A 16,289-nucleotide genomic window follows, 5' to 3' on the forward strand; every position below is an offset into this window, starting at 1 on the left:
CCGGGGCGGGTTCCGCCGCCCCGCCGGCGTGGTCACGGCGCGAGATCGCGGCGCCGGAGCAGTATGTGGGCCACGAGGATGCCCAGCAGCCCCGTGCCCACCAGGACCCCCAGCCAGGGCCAGAGGACACCGCCCTGGGCCAGGGCGTCTCCCGGCGCGTAGTAGTGGAACGGGCTGAGGAACCGCAGCGGCGCGGCCGGCTCCCAGGCCAGGGCGACGAAGTTGACGGCGAAGCCCACCGCTCCGACGGCGATGGTCGCGCCGATGACCTGCGCGCGCCGGCGCCCCGCCGCCGAGACGGCCATGGCGGGGCCGGCCATGCACAACGCGAAGCCGAAGCCCATGAGTCCTGCGGCGAAGACTCCGCTGAGCGGCACCGTCCGGTGGATGCCCGGTGACAGCGCCACCCCGACCGCGACCGTGAGCGTCGCGGCGGCGTTCAGGGCCAGCACCGCGACCACCAGTGCGGCGGTCCGCTCCGCCAGCAGCCGGGTACGGCTGACGGGACGCACCACCACGAGCTCCACCGTCCCCGACTCCACGTCCGCCGCCACGGCGGCCGCCGCGAGCGAACCGATCGCGGTCAACTGCAGGGCGATCCAGAACGGATGCGTCAGGCCGGCACCCAGCAGCCCGGGGTGACTGGCGATGGACACGGCCCCGCTGGAGCCGCTGAACGCCCGGTAGGCCGACGGGGGCCCCTTCCCTCCGGCGGCGAAGAGGTCCGCCGGGGCGAGGGCGCCCGCGACCACGACGACGAGTGCCTCGAAGGCGACCATCCCGGCCAGCAGGGCCGCCAGCATCCTGCGCCGCCGGTACAGGGCCATCCACAACAGGGGCCACCGGGTCCTCACGGTCCCTCCTCCGGGCCTCCGTGGCGGTACAGGTCCAGGAACGCCTCGTCGAGACCCGCTTCCTCCACCATGACGTCCGACACCTCCGGCCCGAGCAGCCCGCGCAGCGCGGCGACCACCTCGCTCGGCGGCACGAGCAGCTCCACCCGGTTCCCCTGCCGGCGCGGCTCCCAGCGCTCCGCGCCGCCCAGCGTGCGGGGCGCCTGCCCGTCGGCGAACGTCAGCCGGATCCTCCTGGCACGCGCCTCGCGCAGGCGGGCCACGGTCTCCACCGCCACCAGCCGGCCGTCCCGTACGATCGCCACCCGCCCGCAGGTGCGCTGCACCTCCGGCAGGACGTGGCTGGACAGCAGGACGGTCCGTCCGGCGGCCGCCATCTCCCGCAGCAGTGCGTAGAACGTCTCCTGCACCAGCGGATCGATCCCCTCGGTGGGCTCGTCGAGCACCACCAGACGCGGATCGTGCTGCAGGGCCTGCACCAGCCCCAGCTTCTGCTTCATGCCGCGCGAGTAACCGCCGACGGGCCGGGCGAGCACCGACTGCGTGAGGCCCAGCCGATCGCACAGGCTCCCGCGGCGGGGCGCCGGAGCGCCCTGCAGGGCGGAGAGCAGGTCGAGCGTCTGTGCGCCGGAGAGCTCGGGGTAGAACCGGAGTTCGCCGGGGAGGTATCCCAGGTGTGGCGCGACTCGGCCGTGATCGGTGACCGGGTCCAGGCCCAGCACCCGCACGGTCCCCCCGCTGGGCCGGAGCAGTCCGACGAGGCACCGCAGCGTGGTCGTCTTCCCCGCCCCGTTCGGTCCGAGGAAGCCGAACACCTCCCCGGACCGCACGGTGAGGGTCAACCGGTCGACTCCGACCACCGGCCCGTACCTCTTGGTCAGGCCGGTCAGCTCGATGGCCGCGCCTCCGCGGGCGAGGCGCTCCGGCTGCGTGCCGGGATCCCTCCGGTGGTGTGCGGGCACGGTGTTCCTCCCGGGGTTCGGGAACGTCGGCGGCGGGCACGGCGGCGGAATTCGTCGGTTCCCCACACCAGCGGCGGGAAGGCCGCGATGAGGAGGACGACGTCCGGGGGCAGGGCCGCGGTGCCGAAGAGGTGCTGGAGCGGGGGCGCGTAGACGAGCGCCGCGGTGAAGGCGAGTTCGAAGGCGATGCCGGCGAGCAGCAGGGGGTTGGTGAAGAACCCGATGTCGCGCAGGGCGGCGTGATCGGTGCGTGCGGCGACGGCCGTGCCGACCTGGCAGGTGACGATGCCGGCGAAGGTGGCGGTGGTCGCCGTCAGGTAGGCGTCATGGAGCGGGGTGCCCGGGCCGGTCGGGTCGCCGGGGTGCCATCCGGCGCGCCAGAGGACGTAGAAGTACGCGGTCATCACGAGCACGGCGGACACGGTGCCGAGCCAGCCCCAGCTGCGGACGAGCATGTCCTTGTTGATCACCCCTTGGCTGCTGGGACGGGGCGGCCGGCTCATGACGCCGGGTTCGGCGCGCTCGCGGCCGAGGGCGAGGGCGGGGAGGGTCTCGGTACCGAGGTCGATGGCGAGGATCTGGAGCACGGTCAGCGGCAGCGGAACCGCCCCGCCGGAGAGGGCGAACACGAGGAAGGGGACGACCTCGGGGGTGAGGTGGGCGAAGATGTAGACGATGAACTTGCGGACGTTGTCGTAGACCCGGCGGCCGGATTCGATCGCCGTGACGATGGTGGCGAAGTTGTCGTCGGTCAGGACCATCGTGGACGCCTCGCGGGCCACGTCGGTGCCCGACCGTCCCATGGCCACCCCGATGTGGGCGCGGTGCAGTGCGGGCGCGTCGTTCACCCCGTCGCCGGTCATGGCGACGATCTGCCCGTGGCTCCGCAGGGCGTCGGCCACCTTCAGCTTGGTCTCGGGCGACGATCGCGCGAACACGATCTCGGTGTCGCCCTGCCGCAGGAGGTGGTCGAGGTGGTGGTCGTCGACCGCCTCGGACTGGGCGATCACCTGCAGCCTGGGCACGCCGATGCCGACGGCACGGGCGATCGCGGCGGCCGTGGCACCGTTGTCTCCGGTGACGATGTGCACGGTGAGGCCCGCCTCGTGGCACCGCCGGACCGCGGCCGCGACCTCCGGCCGCGGCGGATCGTAGAGGCCGACCAGCCCGAGCAGGTGCAGCCCCTGCTCGGCCTGCTGCCGCCGCGCCGGTACCGCGGCGTCGGCCGGCAGGTCCCGTACCGCCACGGCGAGCACCCGCATGCCGTCCGCGGCCAGGGCGTCGGCGGCCTGCCGCGCCTTCGCGGCCGGCTCGCCGCCCGCCAGCAGCGGCAGCACGGCTTCGGGGGCGCCCTTGGCGATGACCCGGAGGCGGCCGGGGCCGGAGGCCTGGACCACCGACATCAGGCGCAGGCGCGGGTCGAAGCGGAAGCAGGCGCGGCGGCCCGCGTCCCGCTCGGCCGGTTCGACGGGCACCCCGTGCCGGTCGGCCCCTTCCACGAGGGCGAGTTCGGTCGGGTCTCCGTGCAGCCGGCCGTCCGCCTCCCGGGTGACGGTGGTGCACAGGGCGGCTGCCCGGACGAGCCCGGCACTCCGCGGGCCGGTCTGCGCGAGGTCCTCGGGCGTCCACAGGCCGTGCAGCAGCATGTCGTTCCGTGTGAGGGTGCCGGTCTTGTCCGTGCAGATGACGTTGGTGGAGCCGAGGGTCTCCACGGCGCTCAGCCTCTTGATCACCGCGCCCTGCCGGGCCAGGGCCCGGACGCCGACGGCAAGGGCGAGGGTGATCGTCGGCAGCAGTCCTTCGGGAACGTTGGCGACGAGCAGCCCGATCGCGAACATCAGCGAGTCGGTCACCGGCAGGCCCACCGCCACACCGGTCACGAGGAACACCGCTCCCATGGCCACCGCGACCGCCGCGATGAGCCAGGCGACCTTCTTGACCTGCTTCTCCAGCGGGCTCGGCTCGCGGCGGGTGCGCTGGCTGAGCGCGGCGATCCGGCCGAGCTCCGTGTGGTCGCCGGTGGCGAAGACGATCGCCCGGGCCTGCCCCCCGGTGGCGCTGGTGCCGCTGAAGACGAGGTTGGGCTCCTGGAGCACCGGTACCGCCTGCAGACCGGGGCCGGCCAGGCGCTCGACCGGGGTGGACTCGCCGGTCAGCATGGACAGGTCGGCTTCGATGCCCCCTTCGGTCAGCCGGGCGTCCGCGGGGATCCGGTCGCCTTCCTCGAGGACCACCAGGTCACCGGGGACCAGATCGCGGGCGGGGACGTGCTGCGGCCGACCGTCGCGGACCACCCGGGCCCGTGCGGGAAGGTACCGGGCCAAGGTCTCGACGGCCTTCTCGGCCTGCCGCTCCTGGACGAGGGCGAATCCGGCGTTGACGAGGACGACCGCGACGATCGCCCAGCCGAGCACGTCGATGGCGGCGACGAACGCGAGCGCGGCCGCCGCCCACAGCAGCAGGGCCAAGGGGTGGACCAGCTGCCGCCCGAGCTCCCGCAGCACGCTCCGCTGCGCGGCGCGGCGCACCTCGTTGGGCCCGTAGACCGCCAGCCGGCGGGCTGCCTCCCGGCTCGACAGGCCCAGCGGCCCCGTGTGCAGCTCGCGGCGGAGCAGGGGAAGGGGTTCGAGGGGATCCGGCGTGACGTCCGGCGCGAGGTCCGGCCCGGCGGCAGCGTCAGCCATCGTCCGCTCCCCGACCCGGGCGCAGGCGGCCCGACCAGACGGGTTCGACGCCCTCCCACTCGGATTCCCAGGCCCGGGAGGTCCGTACGTCGACGATCCGGAGGCCGGCACGGACGAGGGCGCCTGACACGAGGAGGATCCCGGTGAGCGTCAGTGTGCCGAGACCGAACGCCTCCAGCGCGGTGTCGGGCGTCCCGGGCGGGGCTGTGGCGGGGCGGCCCCGGTCGTCGACCCACACGCGGACGGTGTCTCCGCTGCGGGTGTCCGCAGGGACGGCCACGGTGCCCCTGTGGGTGCGGTCGGGCGGATACTTCCAGGTGGCGGGGGCAACGGTGACGGGCTGCCCGCGCAGCCCGCCGCCGGCCCGGTAGCCGGTGCCGCCGACTGTGGTGGCTGTCACGGCGTGCCGGTGGCGGGCGATCTCCTCGGCGGCGCGGCTGCCGTCGGTCCAGGCGGTCCACCCGGCGACCGCACCGCAGAACACGGCGATCAGGCAGGCCAGGGTGAAGGCGGCGTGCAACAGGGAGCGCGTGCGGTCGGCTCCGCGCCGAAGCGGGTTGGCCGCAGGTCCCGAGGTCCGGTGGTTCATGGCTCCTCCGGCTCTGCCTGGATCCCGGCCGGGCCGCCGCCGTTCAGGCGGCGGTGAGCTCGGCGCTGATGTGGTGGGCCCAGCTCCGGATGCGTTCGGGGTTCCGGTAGTCGCCGCCCTTGCCCTGTCGGAGCATCGACCGGGCGAGGAGTCCGGGGGTACGGGCCGTGACGCTGCCTCCGAACGTCTTGTGCTCTCGTGCGCCGATGAGCTGCATCTGCCGGGCGACGGCGGGAGCGGGAGGGATGTCCCGCTCCTCGGCGGTGCGGTCCAGCGGGCCGCTGCTGAACAGCCATACGGGGCGGTGCCGCAGGGACTCGGCATTGCGTTCGGCGCAGCGCTTGGCCTTGTCGCTCCAGCGTCCGGCGTAGATCGAGCCGCCGAGGACGACGGCGTCGTAGTCCCGGACGTCGTCGACGTCGTTCGCGGGGAGCACGACGGCCTCGAACCCGTCCTCGCGGAGGGTCTTGCCGATCTCCTCGGCGATGCCGGCGGTGGCACCGTGCTTGGTGCCGTAGGCAACGAGGACTCTCTTGGTGGTCATGACGGCTTCCTTGTCTCCGCGAGGGATGCTGCCACTGTCGCGCAGCCGGCGGCGGCTCCGCTTGGGTCGGACGGCTCCCGCCCGGGACCATTCGGCCCTCCCCGGGGGCCGGTCGGGCCTCTGCCCCGGGGCGGGTCGGATGCGACGGTGGAGACCGGCATCCGTCCCGAAAGGAGGGCCGCTGCCATGTCCCGGTCAGCCCCGTCCCCTGATGCCGCCGGTGCCTCGGCCCGCCCGGCCCTCCTCACCTTCCTCGGCGGTGTACGGACGGTCACCGGCAGCAATTTCCTCGTCGAGAGCGACCACGCGCGGATCCTCGTCGACTGCGGGCTCTTCCAGGGCGTCGCCGACCTGCGCCGCCGCAACTGGGGCAAGCTGTCGTGCGCCGCCGGCGACATCGACGCCGTCCTCGTCACCCACGCCCACCTGGACCACTGCGGCTACCTTCCGCGCCTGGTCCGCAACGGCTTCCGCGGGCCCATCCTGGCCACGCCCGCCACGGCCCGCCTGGCCGAGATCGTCCTCCGCGACAGCGCCCGCCTCCAGATGGAGGCCGCCGCGCACGCGAACCGGCACGGCTGGTCCAAGCACCGGCCGGCGAAGCCGCTCTACGACGATGACGACGTCGAGCTCACGGTGAGGTTCTTCGACCCGGTGGCCGTCGGGAGCGAGGTCGAGATCAAGGCCGGGACGAGGCTCGTGCTGCACCACGGCGGCCACATCCTGGGCTCCGCCTGGGCTCACCTGACCCTGGAGGACGGACACACCCTCGCCGTCAGCGGCGACCTCGGCCGCCCCGGCCACCCGCTCCTCCTGCCGCCCGAGCCGTTCTCCGGCGCCGACGTCCTGCTGATGGAGTCGACGTACGGCAACCGCAGGCACGACCGCGAGAGCGCCCGGCGCGAGTTCGCCGCCGCGATCACCCGGGCGCTGGGCCGAGGCGGCACCGTCGTCATCCCCGCCTTCGCGATCGACCGGACGGAGGTGGTCCTGCACGAGCTGGCGGCTCTCCGCGGCGACGGCACCCTGCCGCGGAGCGTGCCCGTCTACGTCGACAGCCCGATGGCCCTGGCAGCCCTGGACGTCTACCGGGACGCCGTACGGTCCCGCTCCCCCGAGCTGCGGCCCGAGATCGCCGCCCGCGGCGAGGCCGCGATCAGCCCGGAGCCCTTCCTGGCCGCCCGCACCGTCCAGGAGTCCGTCGACATCAACAGCGCCACCGGCCCGGCGGTCATCGTCTCCTCCGCCGGCATGGCCACGGGCGGCCGCGTCCTGCACCACCTCCACCGGATCCTGCCCGACCCCCGCAACGCCGTGGTCGTCGTCGGCTTCGCCGCGGAGGGGACGCGCGCACGGGACCTGGTGGACGGCGCCCGCACCCTGAAGATGTTCGGCGAGTACGTCCCCGTGCGCGCCGAGGTCGCCGACGTCCCGCACTTCTCCGCGCACGCCGACGCCCGCCAGATCATCGACTGGCTGCGCGCTGCTCCCGCCCCGCACACCACGTACCTCGTGCACGGCGAGGAGGCCGCCGCCGGGGCCCTGCGGGACCGGATCGACGGCGAGCTGGGCTGGACGGCCGTCGTACCCAGGTCCGGGGAGGCCGTCCTGGTCCGCTGATCCGGGCCGCCCGGTCAGCCGCCCGATCAGCCGCCCGGTCATCGCCGGCGTCCGCTGTGCGCCCGAGGCGGCCGCCGCGGCCACGACCGGCCAGTGAATTGCAGAAATCTGCAATTTCATACATTCTTAGGCTGTTGCGGCCGAAGGCGGCCGCGGGCACAACCCCACACCTCGCCCGCGGCCGGGCGACCGAGCGAAGGAGAGATCGTGCCGGTTCCGCTGCACCCCGTCCTGCCCGGTGCGGCCGCCCGCCTGCGTGCCGTGCTGCCCGCTCGCGCCGACTTCCGGTTGATGGCGCTCGATCCCCGCCGGGACCTGCTCGCGGGGCTGACCGTCGCGATCGTCGCCCTGCCGCTCGCGCTGGGGTTCGGGGTGTCCTCCGGCCTCGGTGCCGAGGCGGGGCTGGCCACGGCCGTGGTCGCGGGCGCCCTTGCCGCGGTGTTCGGAGGGTCCAACCTCCAGGTGTCGGGACCCACGGGGGCGATGACCGTGGTCCTGGTGCCGATCGTGGCCCGGTACGGGCCCGGCGGCGTGCTGACCGTGGGAGTGATGGCGGGTGCGCTGCTGATCGCGCTGGCACTGCTGCGGGCGGGCCGGTACATGAGGTACGTGCCGGCGCCGGTGGTGGAGGGCTTCACGCTCGGGATCGCGTGTGTGATCGGCTTGCAGCAGGTACCCGACGCGCTCGGGGTCGCCAAGCCCGACGGCGAGAAGGTACTGCTGGCGGCCTGGCGGGCGGTGGAGGCGTTCGCCGCGGCGCCCAACCCGGCCGCGGTCGGCCTTTCCCTCGGTGTGGCCGCGGTGATGCTGGCGGGGGCCCGGTGGCGGCCGGCCATCCCGTTCTCGATCGTCGCGGTCATCGCCGCGACCGTCGCCGCTCGGTTCTTCGACCTGGACGCGGCGGCCCCCATCGGGGAGCTGCCGGCCGGCCTTCCGGCCCCCTCCCTGGCCTTCTTCGACGTCACCGCGCTCGGCTCCCTGATCGCGCCGGCGGTCGCCGTGGCGGCTCTGGCCGCGCTGGAGTCGCTGCTGTCGGCGACGGTGGCGGACGGCATGACGGTCGGGCAGCAGCACGACCCGGACAAGGAGCTGTTCGGGCAGGGCATCGCCAACCTCGCCGCCCCGCTCTTCGGCGGCGTCCCCGCGACGGCCGCGATAGCCCGGACCGCGGTTAACGTCCGCACCGGCGCCTCCTCCCGCCTTGCCGCGCTGACCCACGCCGCCGTCCTCGCCGCCATCGTCTTCGCCGCGGCCCCCCTCGTCGCGAAGATCCCCCTCGCCGCGCTCGCCGGCGTACTGCTGGCGACCGCGGTGCGGATGGTCGAGGTCGGCGCGTTGCGCGCCATGGCGAAGGCCACCCGCTCCGACGCCGTGGTCCTCGTCCTGACCGCCGCGGCCACCCTGGTGCTCGATCTGGTCTATGCGGTGATCATCGGGCTGGTCGTCGCCGGGGCACTCGCCCTGCGCTCGGTGGCGGCCCAGGCCAGCCTCGACCAGGTCGACTTCCGCCCGGACCTCCCCGGGGAGCACAGCGATGAGGAGCACGCGCTCCTGGCCGAGCACATCGTCGCCTACCGGATCGACGGGCCGCTGTTCTTCGCAGGCGCCCACCGCTTCCTCCTCGAACTCTCCGAGGTCTCCGACGTGCGGGTGGTCATCCTGCGCATGTCGCGCGTGACGGCGATGGACGCCACCGGAGCCCTCGTGCTCAAGGACGCTGTCGAGAAGCTGAACCGGCGCGGCATCGCCGTGATGACCTCCGGCATCCGCCCCGGCCAGCGCCAGGCCCTGGCGTCCGTCGGCGCCCTCGAACTCCTCCGGCACGAGGGCCGCGAATACGCCACCACCCCCGAAGCGATCGCCGGGGCCCGCAAGCACCTCGAACAGGCCGGGCTCCTGCCCGTCCGGCACCGCCCCCACCCGCACCGCACCCGGAAGGCACCGCGATGACCGCCCACGCCCCCGCAGGCCTGCGCATGACCGAGGTCTCCGGCGCCGAAGCCCTCTGGCTCCTGCAAGGCTCCACCCGGGGCAGGCTCGTCCACCTCCGGCGCGAGCAGGCCGTCATCCGCCCGGCCACGCATGTCATGGAGTACGGGAGCCTCGTCGTGCGCGCACCCGTCCAGGCCGCCGCGGCCCTGACCAGGGCAGGGCTCACGTATCAGGTCGACGAGATCCAGCCGGCCGGAACCGGCTGGACCGTCAGCGCCCACGGGCCGGCCGAGGCGATCACCGACCCGGACGAGGCCTCCCACTACCGGCGCGCCCTGTCCGGCTGGAGCCACGGCCCGCACGACACCCTGCTGCGCCTGCATCCGCAGTCCGTGTCCGGCTTCCGCCTCGCCCGCCCCCTCCGCGGGGCGGGCCGATGACGGCCGCGCTGCCGGCGACGCCGCCGTACCGGCACGTCCTGGCCGTGCCACCGACGGGGTCGGCCGTACGGATCGCACGCGAGACCACCGAACTCGTGCTGGCCGAATGCGGGGTCGGCCCGCGCCACCCGAGCGTCGGGCCGGCGCTGCTGATCCTCGCCGAGCTGGTCACCAACGCGGTCCGGCACGCCGCTGCCGTGACGCCGGTGATCACGGTCACCTACGCGCACGGGCCCGGCGTGTTCGCCTTCGCCGTCCACGACCGCCACCCCTACCAGCCGCCGCTGTTCGGCGCTCTGGCCACGGCGCCCGGGAGCGGACTGGCCACCGTGGTCGAGATGACCATGGAGCTGGGCGGTACCGCCGTGCAGTGCGGCGACGCGGACGGACGCGGCAAGAGCATCCGGATCACCCTGCCCCTGTGAAGCCGAGGAAGACGACGATGACGATCGAGTGGCGCTACACCACCCACGACGACCTGGGCGTGCTGTCCCTGGCCGGATACCTCGGCGCGGGGGCGACCGCCCGCTTCACCGGCGCCGTCGGCTGGGCCGAAGCGCGCGGAAGCGGCCCGCTGATCCTTGACCTGACCGCACTGCTGGGCTGGTCGGTCGGCGGGCAGCTGGCGGTCTCGCAGGCCGCCCGACGCCTGGCCGCCGCCGGACGCGCCCTCGAACTGGCCGCGATCCCCGCGGACGGCTCCCTCGTCCCCGACGCCGGAGAACCGGCCATCCCCGTCCACTGCGACCTGCCCACCGCCCTCGCCGCTCACCGCGGCGCGGCACCGGCGCCCCCGGGCCGGGGCCCGGCGGCAGGCAAGCAGTGGCACACCGGCCGCTGGCCGGCCGAGGGCCCCGTACGGAAGGCCGAGCCGAACAGGGCCTGACCCTGCGCCGGACCGGCCGGACGTGGACCCGCCGGGTCCGAGAATTGCAGGAATCTGCAATTGTGGAGGTCACACACTGTGCGTGGGGACGGAAGGGCTGTCCTCACGGTGACGATGATGAGCGTTGGGTGGATCAGGTGCACAAGGCACGCGCGACAGGCAGGGCAGGCGAGGCCGACCACACGCAGGCGCCGCTCTACCAGCTCAAGGCGGAGTTCTTCAAAACCCTCGGCCATCCGGTCCGCATCCGCGTCCTGGAACTGCTGAGCGAGCGCGAGCACGCCGTGGCCGAGATGCTGGCCGAGGTCGGCATCGAAGCGGCCAGCCTCTCCCAGCAGCTCGCCGTCCTGCGCAAGGCCAACCTCGTCCTCGCCCGCCGCGAGGGCTCCAACGTGTACTACCGGCTCACCAGCCCCGAGGTCGCCGAGCTGCTGCGCGTGGCCCGCAGCATCCTGTCGGGCGTCCTGCAGGGCCAGGCCGAACTCCTGGCCAACCTGCGCGCCACCGGCCCGCAGTAGGACCGCCCCGAGCGCACACCGCCCCCCGGCCCGCGAACGGCGGCCGCTTCCCGCCGGGGCGGGTTCACCCGCACCTCGGACACCGGGAGGCGGCCGCTCCGTGTCCTCCCGGCCGCGGGGCGCTCACTTCTGGGCGTGCTGGCCCAGGTAGAACAGCAGCCACACGAACCCGGCGAAGAGGTGGGTCCCGACGATGTAGAAGAAGGCGCGCAGCGCGACCCCCTTCTGCAGCCACTTCTCGTGCGCGGCGGCCGCGCCGGCTCCGGCCTCCTCCGTCACGGCCGCCCGCCGCTCCCCGGCGGCCTGCGCCTCCTCGGTGCCGTCACCGGCCACGCCATCACCTCACCCGCATCAAGAACTCGCCAATTGCATAACTCTGCAAGTCTAGCGCGGACGCGGGTCGGCGCCGCACGACCGGAAGGCGGGTCCACCGTCCGGACTCACGGGCAGCCCTCCGCCGTTCCGCCGGGTCAGCGCACCCGTCCACGCGGCTTCAGGTGCGTCGGAGGCAGTTCGGGCGCCGGAATCGGGGCTCCGTCGTAGCCCTTCACCTCGCCGAAGCGCGTCCCCTTCATCCAGTCCTCGCGGGCCTGGGCGATGTCCTCGTGGGAGCGGCCGATCCAGTTCCAGAACATCACGATCTCCTCCTCGAACGGTTCGCCGCCCAGGAGCATCAGGCCGGCGTCCGACGTGGCGCGCAGGGGGAGTTCCGTGCGGCCGCAGCCGAGGTAGAGCATCGAGCCGGGCAGGACGGGGACGCCGTCCACGTGGGCCTCGCCCGACATCGACAGGACCGCGTACTCGAAGTCCGGCTCCAGCGGCAGCTTCGCCTCGGTGCCCTCCGCGAGGGCGATGTCGGCGCCGACGATCGGGCTGTACGCCGTCCCCGGCGAGGTCGCCGTGTCCAGGGTGCCCAGGATGACCGTGGCGTCCACGCCGGACGCGGTCACGCGCGGGAGGGCCGCGTGGTGCTGGAAGTGCGGTTCGACGTGGCGGTGGGCGTCGGGGAGGGCCACCCACAGCTGGGCGCCGTGCAGGAGGCGGCTGTGCTCGCGGGGGCTCTCCTCGGAGTGGCTGATGCCGCGGCCGGAGGTCATCAGGCCGAGCTCGCGCGGGCGGATCGTCTGCAGGCTGCCCGTGCTGTCGCGGTGCAGCACCTCGCCGTCGTGCAGCCAGCTCACCGTCTGGAGCCCCGTGTGCGGGTGGGGCGCGACCTGCATGCCGGGCTCGCCCGCGATGTCGTCGGGCCCGTAGTGGTCGACGAAGCACCAGGCGCCCACCATGCGGCGGCCCAGGTTCGGCAGGAGGCGGCGGACCTCGGAGGACTCGCCCAGCTTGACCGTCCGGGGGCTGAGGAGCTCGCGGACCGGTTCGGCCACGACGAAGCCCCGGCCGCCGCAGGCGGAGAGGGCCGGCTGGCGCTCGAGATTGCTCATGCCCCCCAACTTAGTACCGCCGGCCCGCCGCACCCCGCGGAATGCGGGGGTCCGACCCTGCGTTGGAGGGGGCGTCGGAAGCATCCGGACAGCGGAAGGGGCGCGATGGACACGCGCAGCACGTACTTCGGGCACGGGACGGCGGCCGAGCGCTGGGCGCGCGCCCGGCTCTTCTTCGACGCGAAGGAGTACGGGCCGGCCGTCGACATCCTGGAGGGGCTGGCCGGCGAGGCGCCCGAGCAGCTCGCGCCGCGGCTGCTGCTGGCCCGCGCGTACTACCACTCCGCCCGGCTGGCGCGCGCCGAGGGCGAGCTGCGCGCCATCCTGGAGCGCTGGCCGGTGGAGGACTACGCCCGGCTGCTGCTCGGCCGCACCCTGGAGCGGCAGGGCCGCCCCGCGGAGGCGGCGCCCCACCTGCGGCTCGCCGCGGCGATGGCCGGCGAGTTCCCCGAGTAGCCCGCGGCCGCCGCCCCGGTGCCCGGCTCGCCGGTGCGGGGCGGGGCGGCGCGCTCGGATAGCCTGGGGACACGATGAACCGCCTGACCACGCCTTTCGGCTCCCACGAGCTCACCCGTTTCCCCGAGGACCCGCGCGACCGGCTCCGCGCCTGGGACGCCGCAGACGAGTACCTGCTGCGCCACCTGCACGCCGGCACCGGCGAGCGGGGCCCGGTGGACCTGTCCGCCGCCGCCGGGCGGATCACCGTCCTCGGGGACCGGTGGGGCGCGCTGGCCACGGCCCTGGCCGCGCACCGGCCGGTGCAGATCACCGACTCCTACCTGACCCGGGCGGCCACCGAGGCCAACCTGCGGCGGGCCGGGGTGCCCGAGGGCGCGGTGACGCTGCTGACCACGCAGGACGCCCCGCCGGAGCGGATCGGTGTCCTGCTGGTGCGCGTGCCGAAGAGCCTGGCGCTGCTCGAGGACCAGCTGCTGCGGCTGGCACCCCACGTCCACGCGGGCACCGTCGTCGTCGGCGCCGGCATGGTCAAGGAGATCCACACCTCCACCCTGAACCTCTTCGAGCGGATCCTCGGCCCGACGCGGACCTCCCTCGCGGAGAAGAAGGCCCGGCTGATCTTCTGCACGCCGGACCCCGCGACCGGTGGGCGGAACCCCTCGGGTGACGGCTCGCAGTGGCCGCTCGCCTACACGCTGGACGGGGACGCCGGCTCGGGCGCCGGCCTGACGGCCGTCAACCACGCGGGGATCTTCTGCGCGGACCGCCTCGACGTCGGCACCCGCTTCTTCCTGCAGAGCATCCCGAACAACACCGCCGGCGCCCGCGTCGTCGACCTCGGCTGCGGCAACGGCATCGTCGGCACGGCGGTCGCGGTCGCCGACCCGGACGCGGAGGTGGTCTTCGCGGACGAGTCGTACCAGGCGGTCGCCTCGGCCCGGGCCACGTACGAGGCCAACGTGCCCGGCGGGTCCCGCCGGGGGCGGGCGGAGTTCCTCGTCGGCGACGGGCTGGCGATGCTGCCCGCCGCCTCCGTGGACCTCGTCCTCAGCAATCCGCCGTTCCACTCGCACCAGGCGACGACGGACGCGACCGCGCTGCGGATGTTCGCGCAGTCGCGGCGCGCGCTGCGCCCGGGCGGCGAGCTGTGGATCGTCGCCAACCGGCACCTGGGTTACCACACGCACCTGCGCCGCCTCTTCGGCAACAGTGAAGTCGTCGCGAGCGAACCGCGGTTCGTGGTGCTGCGCGCGGTGAAGCGGGAGAAGCGTCCGCGCCCCATGTGACCTGCCAGTACGTCCTAGACTCGCCGCGTGAGCAGCCTGGTGCGGGACGAAGCGGACGAGGACGGCACGACCGGGGGCGGCGCCCCCGGCGGGGGTGCGGGCGGTGCGGCGCGCCCGGGGGACGGGTCCGGCTGCGGGCGCTACCGCCGGGAGGACCTGGCGCGGGCGGCCGGCGTGAAGGAGCGCAACCTGCGCTACTACCAGGAGCGCGGGCTGCTGCCGCCGCCGCGCCGCGAGGGCCGGATCGGCTGGTACTCCGAGGAGCACCTGGTGCGGCTGCGGCTGATCAGCGACCTGCTGGGCCGCGGCTACACCGTGAACGGCATCGGGGAGCTGCTGCGGGCCTGGGAGGACGGCGGCGGGCTGCCCCAACTGCTGGGCCTGGAGCGGGCGATGGTCCGGGACTGGGTGCAGGAGGAGCCGGTCACCATGAGCACGGCCGAGCTGGTCGAGCTGTTCGGCCCGGCGGCGACGGCGGAGGACACCCGGCGGGCGGCCCGGCTGGGCTACGTGAGCATCGACGGCGATCTGGTCACCCACCGCAACCGGCGGCTGCTGGAGGCGACGCTCGCGCTCGTGCGCCAAGGGGTCCCGCTGGCGGAGATCCTCGATGCGGCCGACCTCCTGCAGGCGCAGGCGGCCGCTCTCGCCGACCGGTTCGTCGGACTGTTCCGCCGGCACGTGATCGGCCCGGAGGGGCTGGAGCGCCTTTCGGCCAGTCAACTGGATCACATCGCCGGCGCGGCCGCGGATCTGCGCCCGGTTGCGGGCGAGGTCGTGGCCGCGGAGTTCGCCCGGGCGATGGCCCTGCGGATGGAGGCCGAGGTCGCGGAACTCCTGGGCCGGGAGCGGTAGTCGGGGCGGGACCGACGAGTAGGACTCGGCCGGAAAGGTACGCTCGAGCAACCTTGCCAACCCCCATTGGCACTCTTACATTCAACTCGTCGGTAACAACGGTGCACGACCGAAGACAAGGGACGAACCCATGACGGACTCCCCGCACTTACCGGACGCAGCCGAGCCGCCCGGCAGAGACGCCGCCGACCGGCCCGAACCGGGCACCGGCTCCGTCCGATGGCGCCGCTTCGCCGTCCTCACCATCCCCGCCGTCGCCGTCACCGCGGGCCTCGGCATCGCCCTCGCCCAAGGCGCGCTCGCCGCCTCCTTCGCCGTCTCGGGCCAGCAGTTCAAGGTGTCCGCCACCAGCCTGGAGGGCGAGGGCTTCGCCCAGTACGGGGGCATCGACACCAACGCCCGCCAGGAGCTGATCCCCGTGGCGGTCACCGCCATCAGGGAGGCCAAGCTCAACAACCTCTGCCAGTCGGTGGTCACCACGCTGCCCATGGTGGGCGACATCTCGCTGAACCTCACCGCCGGCAAGAAGACGCCCGTCGAGGCCTCGAACCTCTTCGTCGACGCCACCCAGCTCTCCGGCAACGCCGTCTTCACCAACATCGAGATCGGACGCGACGCCTCCACCCTCGACAAGGGTCCCGCCGAGGCCGTCGGCATGCAGGACCTGTTCGCCCAGCAGGCGGACACCGTCCGCATCACCGATCTCCAGCAGACCGCCTGGGCCACGAACGCAGGCACCTTCAAGCTCTCCGGCCTCAGCATGCACATCAGCAAGGGCAAGAAGGAATGCTTCTGAACCGCTGGCGGCGGTGGCGGCGCAGCAGGCCGTTCTGGGGAGGGCTCCTGGCCGTCCTCGCGGGGGCCGAGATCTGCGCCCTGCCGCTGGCACCGCTGAAGGTCATGCTCCAGCAGGGCGTCGCGGGCATCCCGTCCGTCCTCATGGGCGCCGTCATGATCGCGCTCGGTCTCACGGCCTGGTTCGCGCCCGCGCAGCGCGGCCTGGCCGGGGTGCTGACCACGCTCGTGGCGACGGCCGCGCTGGTGCTGTCCAACCTCGGCGGGTTCCTGATCGGCACCCTGCTCGGCATCCTCGGCGGCGGTCTGATGTTCGCCTGGCAGCCGCACGCCGCCCCGTCCGCCCCGCCGCGTCCCACCCCCACGGACGCCACGGACCCCACGGACACCGCAGGCACCGCAGACGCAACGCCCGCACCACTGCACGAC

18 protein-coding genes are annotated in these 16,289 nt (G+C 74.0%); 11 read left to right on the plus strand and 7 right to left on the minus strand.

Annotated elements, in window-relative coordinates; translation table 11 throughout:
• Positions 1–32: 32 nt before the first annotated feature.
• From EF903_RS05200 to EF903_RS05220, 5 genes are read right to left on the minus strand one after another with little or no spacing between them, the layout of a single operon-like run.
• Positions 33–854, minus strand: a complete 822-nt coding sequence (locus EF903_RS05200) for an ABC transporter permease subunit (RefSeq protein ID WP_125541398.1) — start codon at positions 852–854, stop codon at positions 33–35.
• A complete protein-coding gene (locus tag EF903_RS05205; protein ID WP_185902523.1) occupies positions 851–1,816 on the minus strand; it encodes an ABC transporter ATP-binding protein in 966 nt (321 codons plus the stop codon). The genes EF903_RS05200 and EF903_RS05205 overlap by 4 nt, the downstream gene beginning before the upstream one ends.
• On the minus strand, positions 1,741–4,500 hold the full coding sequence (locus EF903_RS05210) for a cation-transporting P-type ATPase (protein WP_125541400.1): 2,760 nt from the start codon (positions 4,498–4,500) through the stop codon (positions 1,741–1,743). The genes EF903_RS05205 and EF903_RS05210 overlap by 76 nt, the downstream gene beginning before the upstream one ends.
• Positions 4,493–5,089 carry a hypothetical protein gene (locus tag EF903_RS05215; RefSeq protein WP_125541401.1) on the minus strand — a complete coding sequence of 199 codons (597 nt, stop codon included), beginning with the start codon at positions 5,087–5,089 and terminating at the stop codon, positions 4,493–4,495. The genes EF903_RS05210 and EF903_RS05215 overlap by 8 nt, the downstream gene beginning before the upstream one ends.
• A 43-nt stretch (positions 5,090–5,132) precedes the next feature.
• Positions 5,133–5,633, minus strand: a complete 501-nt coding sequence (locus EF903_RS05220) for a flavodoxin domain-containing protein (protein ID WP_125541402.1) — start codon at positions 5,631–5,633, stop codon at positions 5,133–5,135.
• Between the two features lie 186 nt (positions 5,634–5,819).
• Here EF903_RS05220 and EF903_RS05225 point away from each other — a divergent pair, with 186 nt between their 5' ends.
• From EF903_RS05225 to EF903_RS05250, 6 genes are all read left to right on the plus strand, one after another.
• The gene (locus tag EF903_RS05225) at positions 5,820–7,253 is read left to right on the plus strand and encodes an MBL fold metallo-hydrolase RNA specificity domain-containing protein (RefSeq protein WP_125541403.1); all 1,434 of its coding nucleotides are present in this window, start codon (positions 5,820–5,822) and stop codon (positions 7,251–7,253) included.
• 291 nt (positions 7,254–7,544) lie between these two features.
• On the plus strand, positions 7,545–9,203 hold the full coding sequence (locus tag EF903_RS05230; protein ID WP_125541415.1) for a SulP family inorganic anion transporter: 1,659 nt from the start codon (positions 7,545–7,547) through the stop codon (positions 9,201–9,203).
• Positions 9,200–9,625, plus strand: a complete 426-nt coding sequence (locus tag EF903_RS05235; RefSeq protein WP_260614835.1) for a pyridoxamine 5'-phosphate oxidase family protein — start codon at positions 9,200–9,202, stop codon at positions 9,623–9,625. Before EF903_RS05230 ends, EF903_RS05235 begins: the two co-directional genes overlap by 4 nt.
• Positions 9,622–10,050, plus strand: coding sequence for an ATP-binding protein (locus tag EF903_RS05240; protein ID WP_125541404.1), 429 nt, complete (start codon positions 9,622–9,624; stop codon positions 10,048–10,050). The genes EF903_RS05235 and EF903_RS05240 overlap by 4 nt, the downstream gene beginning before the upstream one ends.
• Before the next feature lie 17 nt (positions 10,051–10,067).
• Complete coding sequence (locus EF903_RS05245) at positions 10,068–10,511, plus strand: anti-sigma factor antagonist (RefSeq protein WP_125541405.1); 444 nt, start codon at positions 10,068–10,070, stop codon at positions 10,509–10,511.
• Positions 10,512–10,648: 137 nt separating this feature from the next.
• The gene (locus EF903_RS05250) at positions 10,649–11,029 is read left to right on the plus strand and encodes a helix-turn-helix transcriptional regulator (RefSeq protein ID WP_260614839.1); all 381 of its coding nucleotides are present in this window, start codon (positions 10,649–10,651) and stop codon (positions 11,027–11,029) included.
• Positions 11,030–11,152: 123 nt separating this feature from the next.
• On the opposite strand, the gene EF903_RS05255 is transcribed toward EF903_RS05250, so the two are convergent.
• Together EF903_RS05255 and EF903_RS05260 are read right to left on the minus strand one after the other, a co-directional pair.
• Positions 11,153–11,362, minus strand: a complete 210-nt coding sequence (locus tag EF903_RS05255) for a DUF6126 family protein (RefSeq protein ID WP_125541407.1) — start codon at positions 11,360–11,362, stop codon at positions 11,153–11,155.
• Between the two features lie 137 nt (positions 11,363–11,499).
• Complete coding sequence (locus tag EF903_RS05260; protein ID WP_125541408.1) at positions 11,500–12,465, minus strand: pirin family protein; 966 nt, start codon at positions 12,463–12,465, stop codon at positions 11,500–11,502.
• Between the two features lie 105 nt (positions 12,466–12,570).
• Here EF903_RS05260 and EF903_RS05265 point away from each other — a divergent pair, with 105 nt between their 5' ends.
• The 5 genes from EF903_RS05265 to EF903_RS05285 all read left to right on the plus strand — a co-directional run.
• Positions 12,571–12,921 (plus strand): tetratricopeptide repeat protein, encoded by a 351-nt coding sequence (locus EF903_RS05265; protein ID WP_125541409.1) that lies wholly within the window; start codon positions 12,571–12,573, stop codon positions 12,919–12,921.
• 74 nt (positions 12,922–12,995) lie between these two features.
• Positions 12,996–14,210, plus strand: coding sequence for a methyltransferase (locus tag EF903_RS05270; protein ID WP_185902524.1), 1,215 nt, complete (start codon positions 12,996–12,998; stop codon positions 14,208–14,210).
• A 27-nt stretch (positions 14,211–14,237) separates the two neighbouring features.
• Complete coding sequence (locus tag EF903_RS05275) at positions 14,238–15,065, plus strand: MerR family transcriptional regulator (RefSeq protein WP_260614837.1); 828 nt, start codon at positions 14,238–14,240, stop codon at positions 15,063–15,065.
• Positions 15,066–15,195: 130 nt separating this feature from the next.
• Positions 15,196–15,861 (plus strand): DUF6230 family protein, encoded by a 666-nt coding sequence (locus EF903_RS05280; RefSeq protein WP_125541410.1) that lies wholly within the window; start codon positions 15,196–15,198, stop codon positions 15,859–15,861.
• The coding region (locus tag EF903_RS05285) for a DUF6114 domain-containing protein (protein ID WP_221888713.1) at positions 15,852–16,289 on the plus strand (438 nt) is incomplete at its 3' end. The genes EF903_RS05280 and EF903_RS05285, both read left to right, overlap by 10 nt.

The sequence above is a fragment of the Streptomyces sp. WAC05292 genome (assembly GCF_003949955.1).
Lineage (GTDB): Bacteria > Actinomycetota > Actinomycetes > Streptomycetales > Streptomycetaceae > Streptomyces > Streptomyces globosus.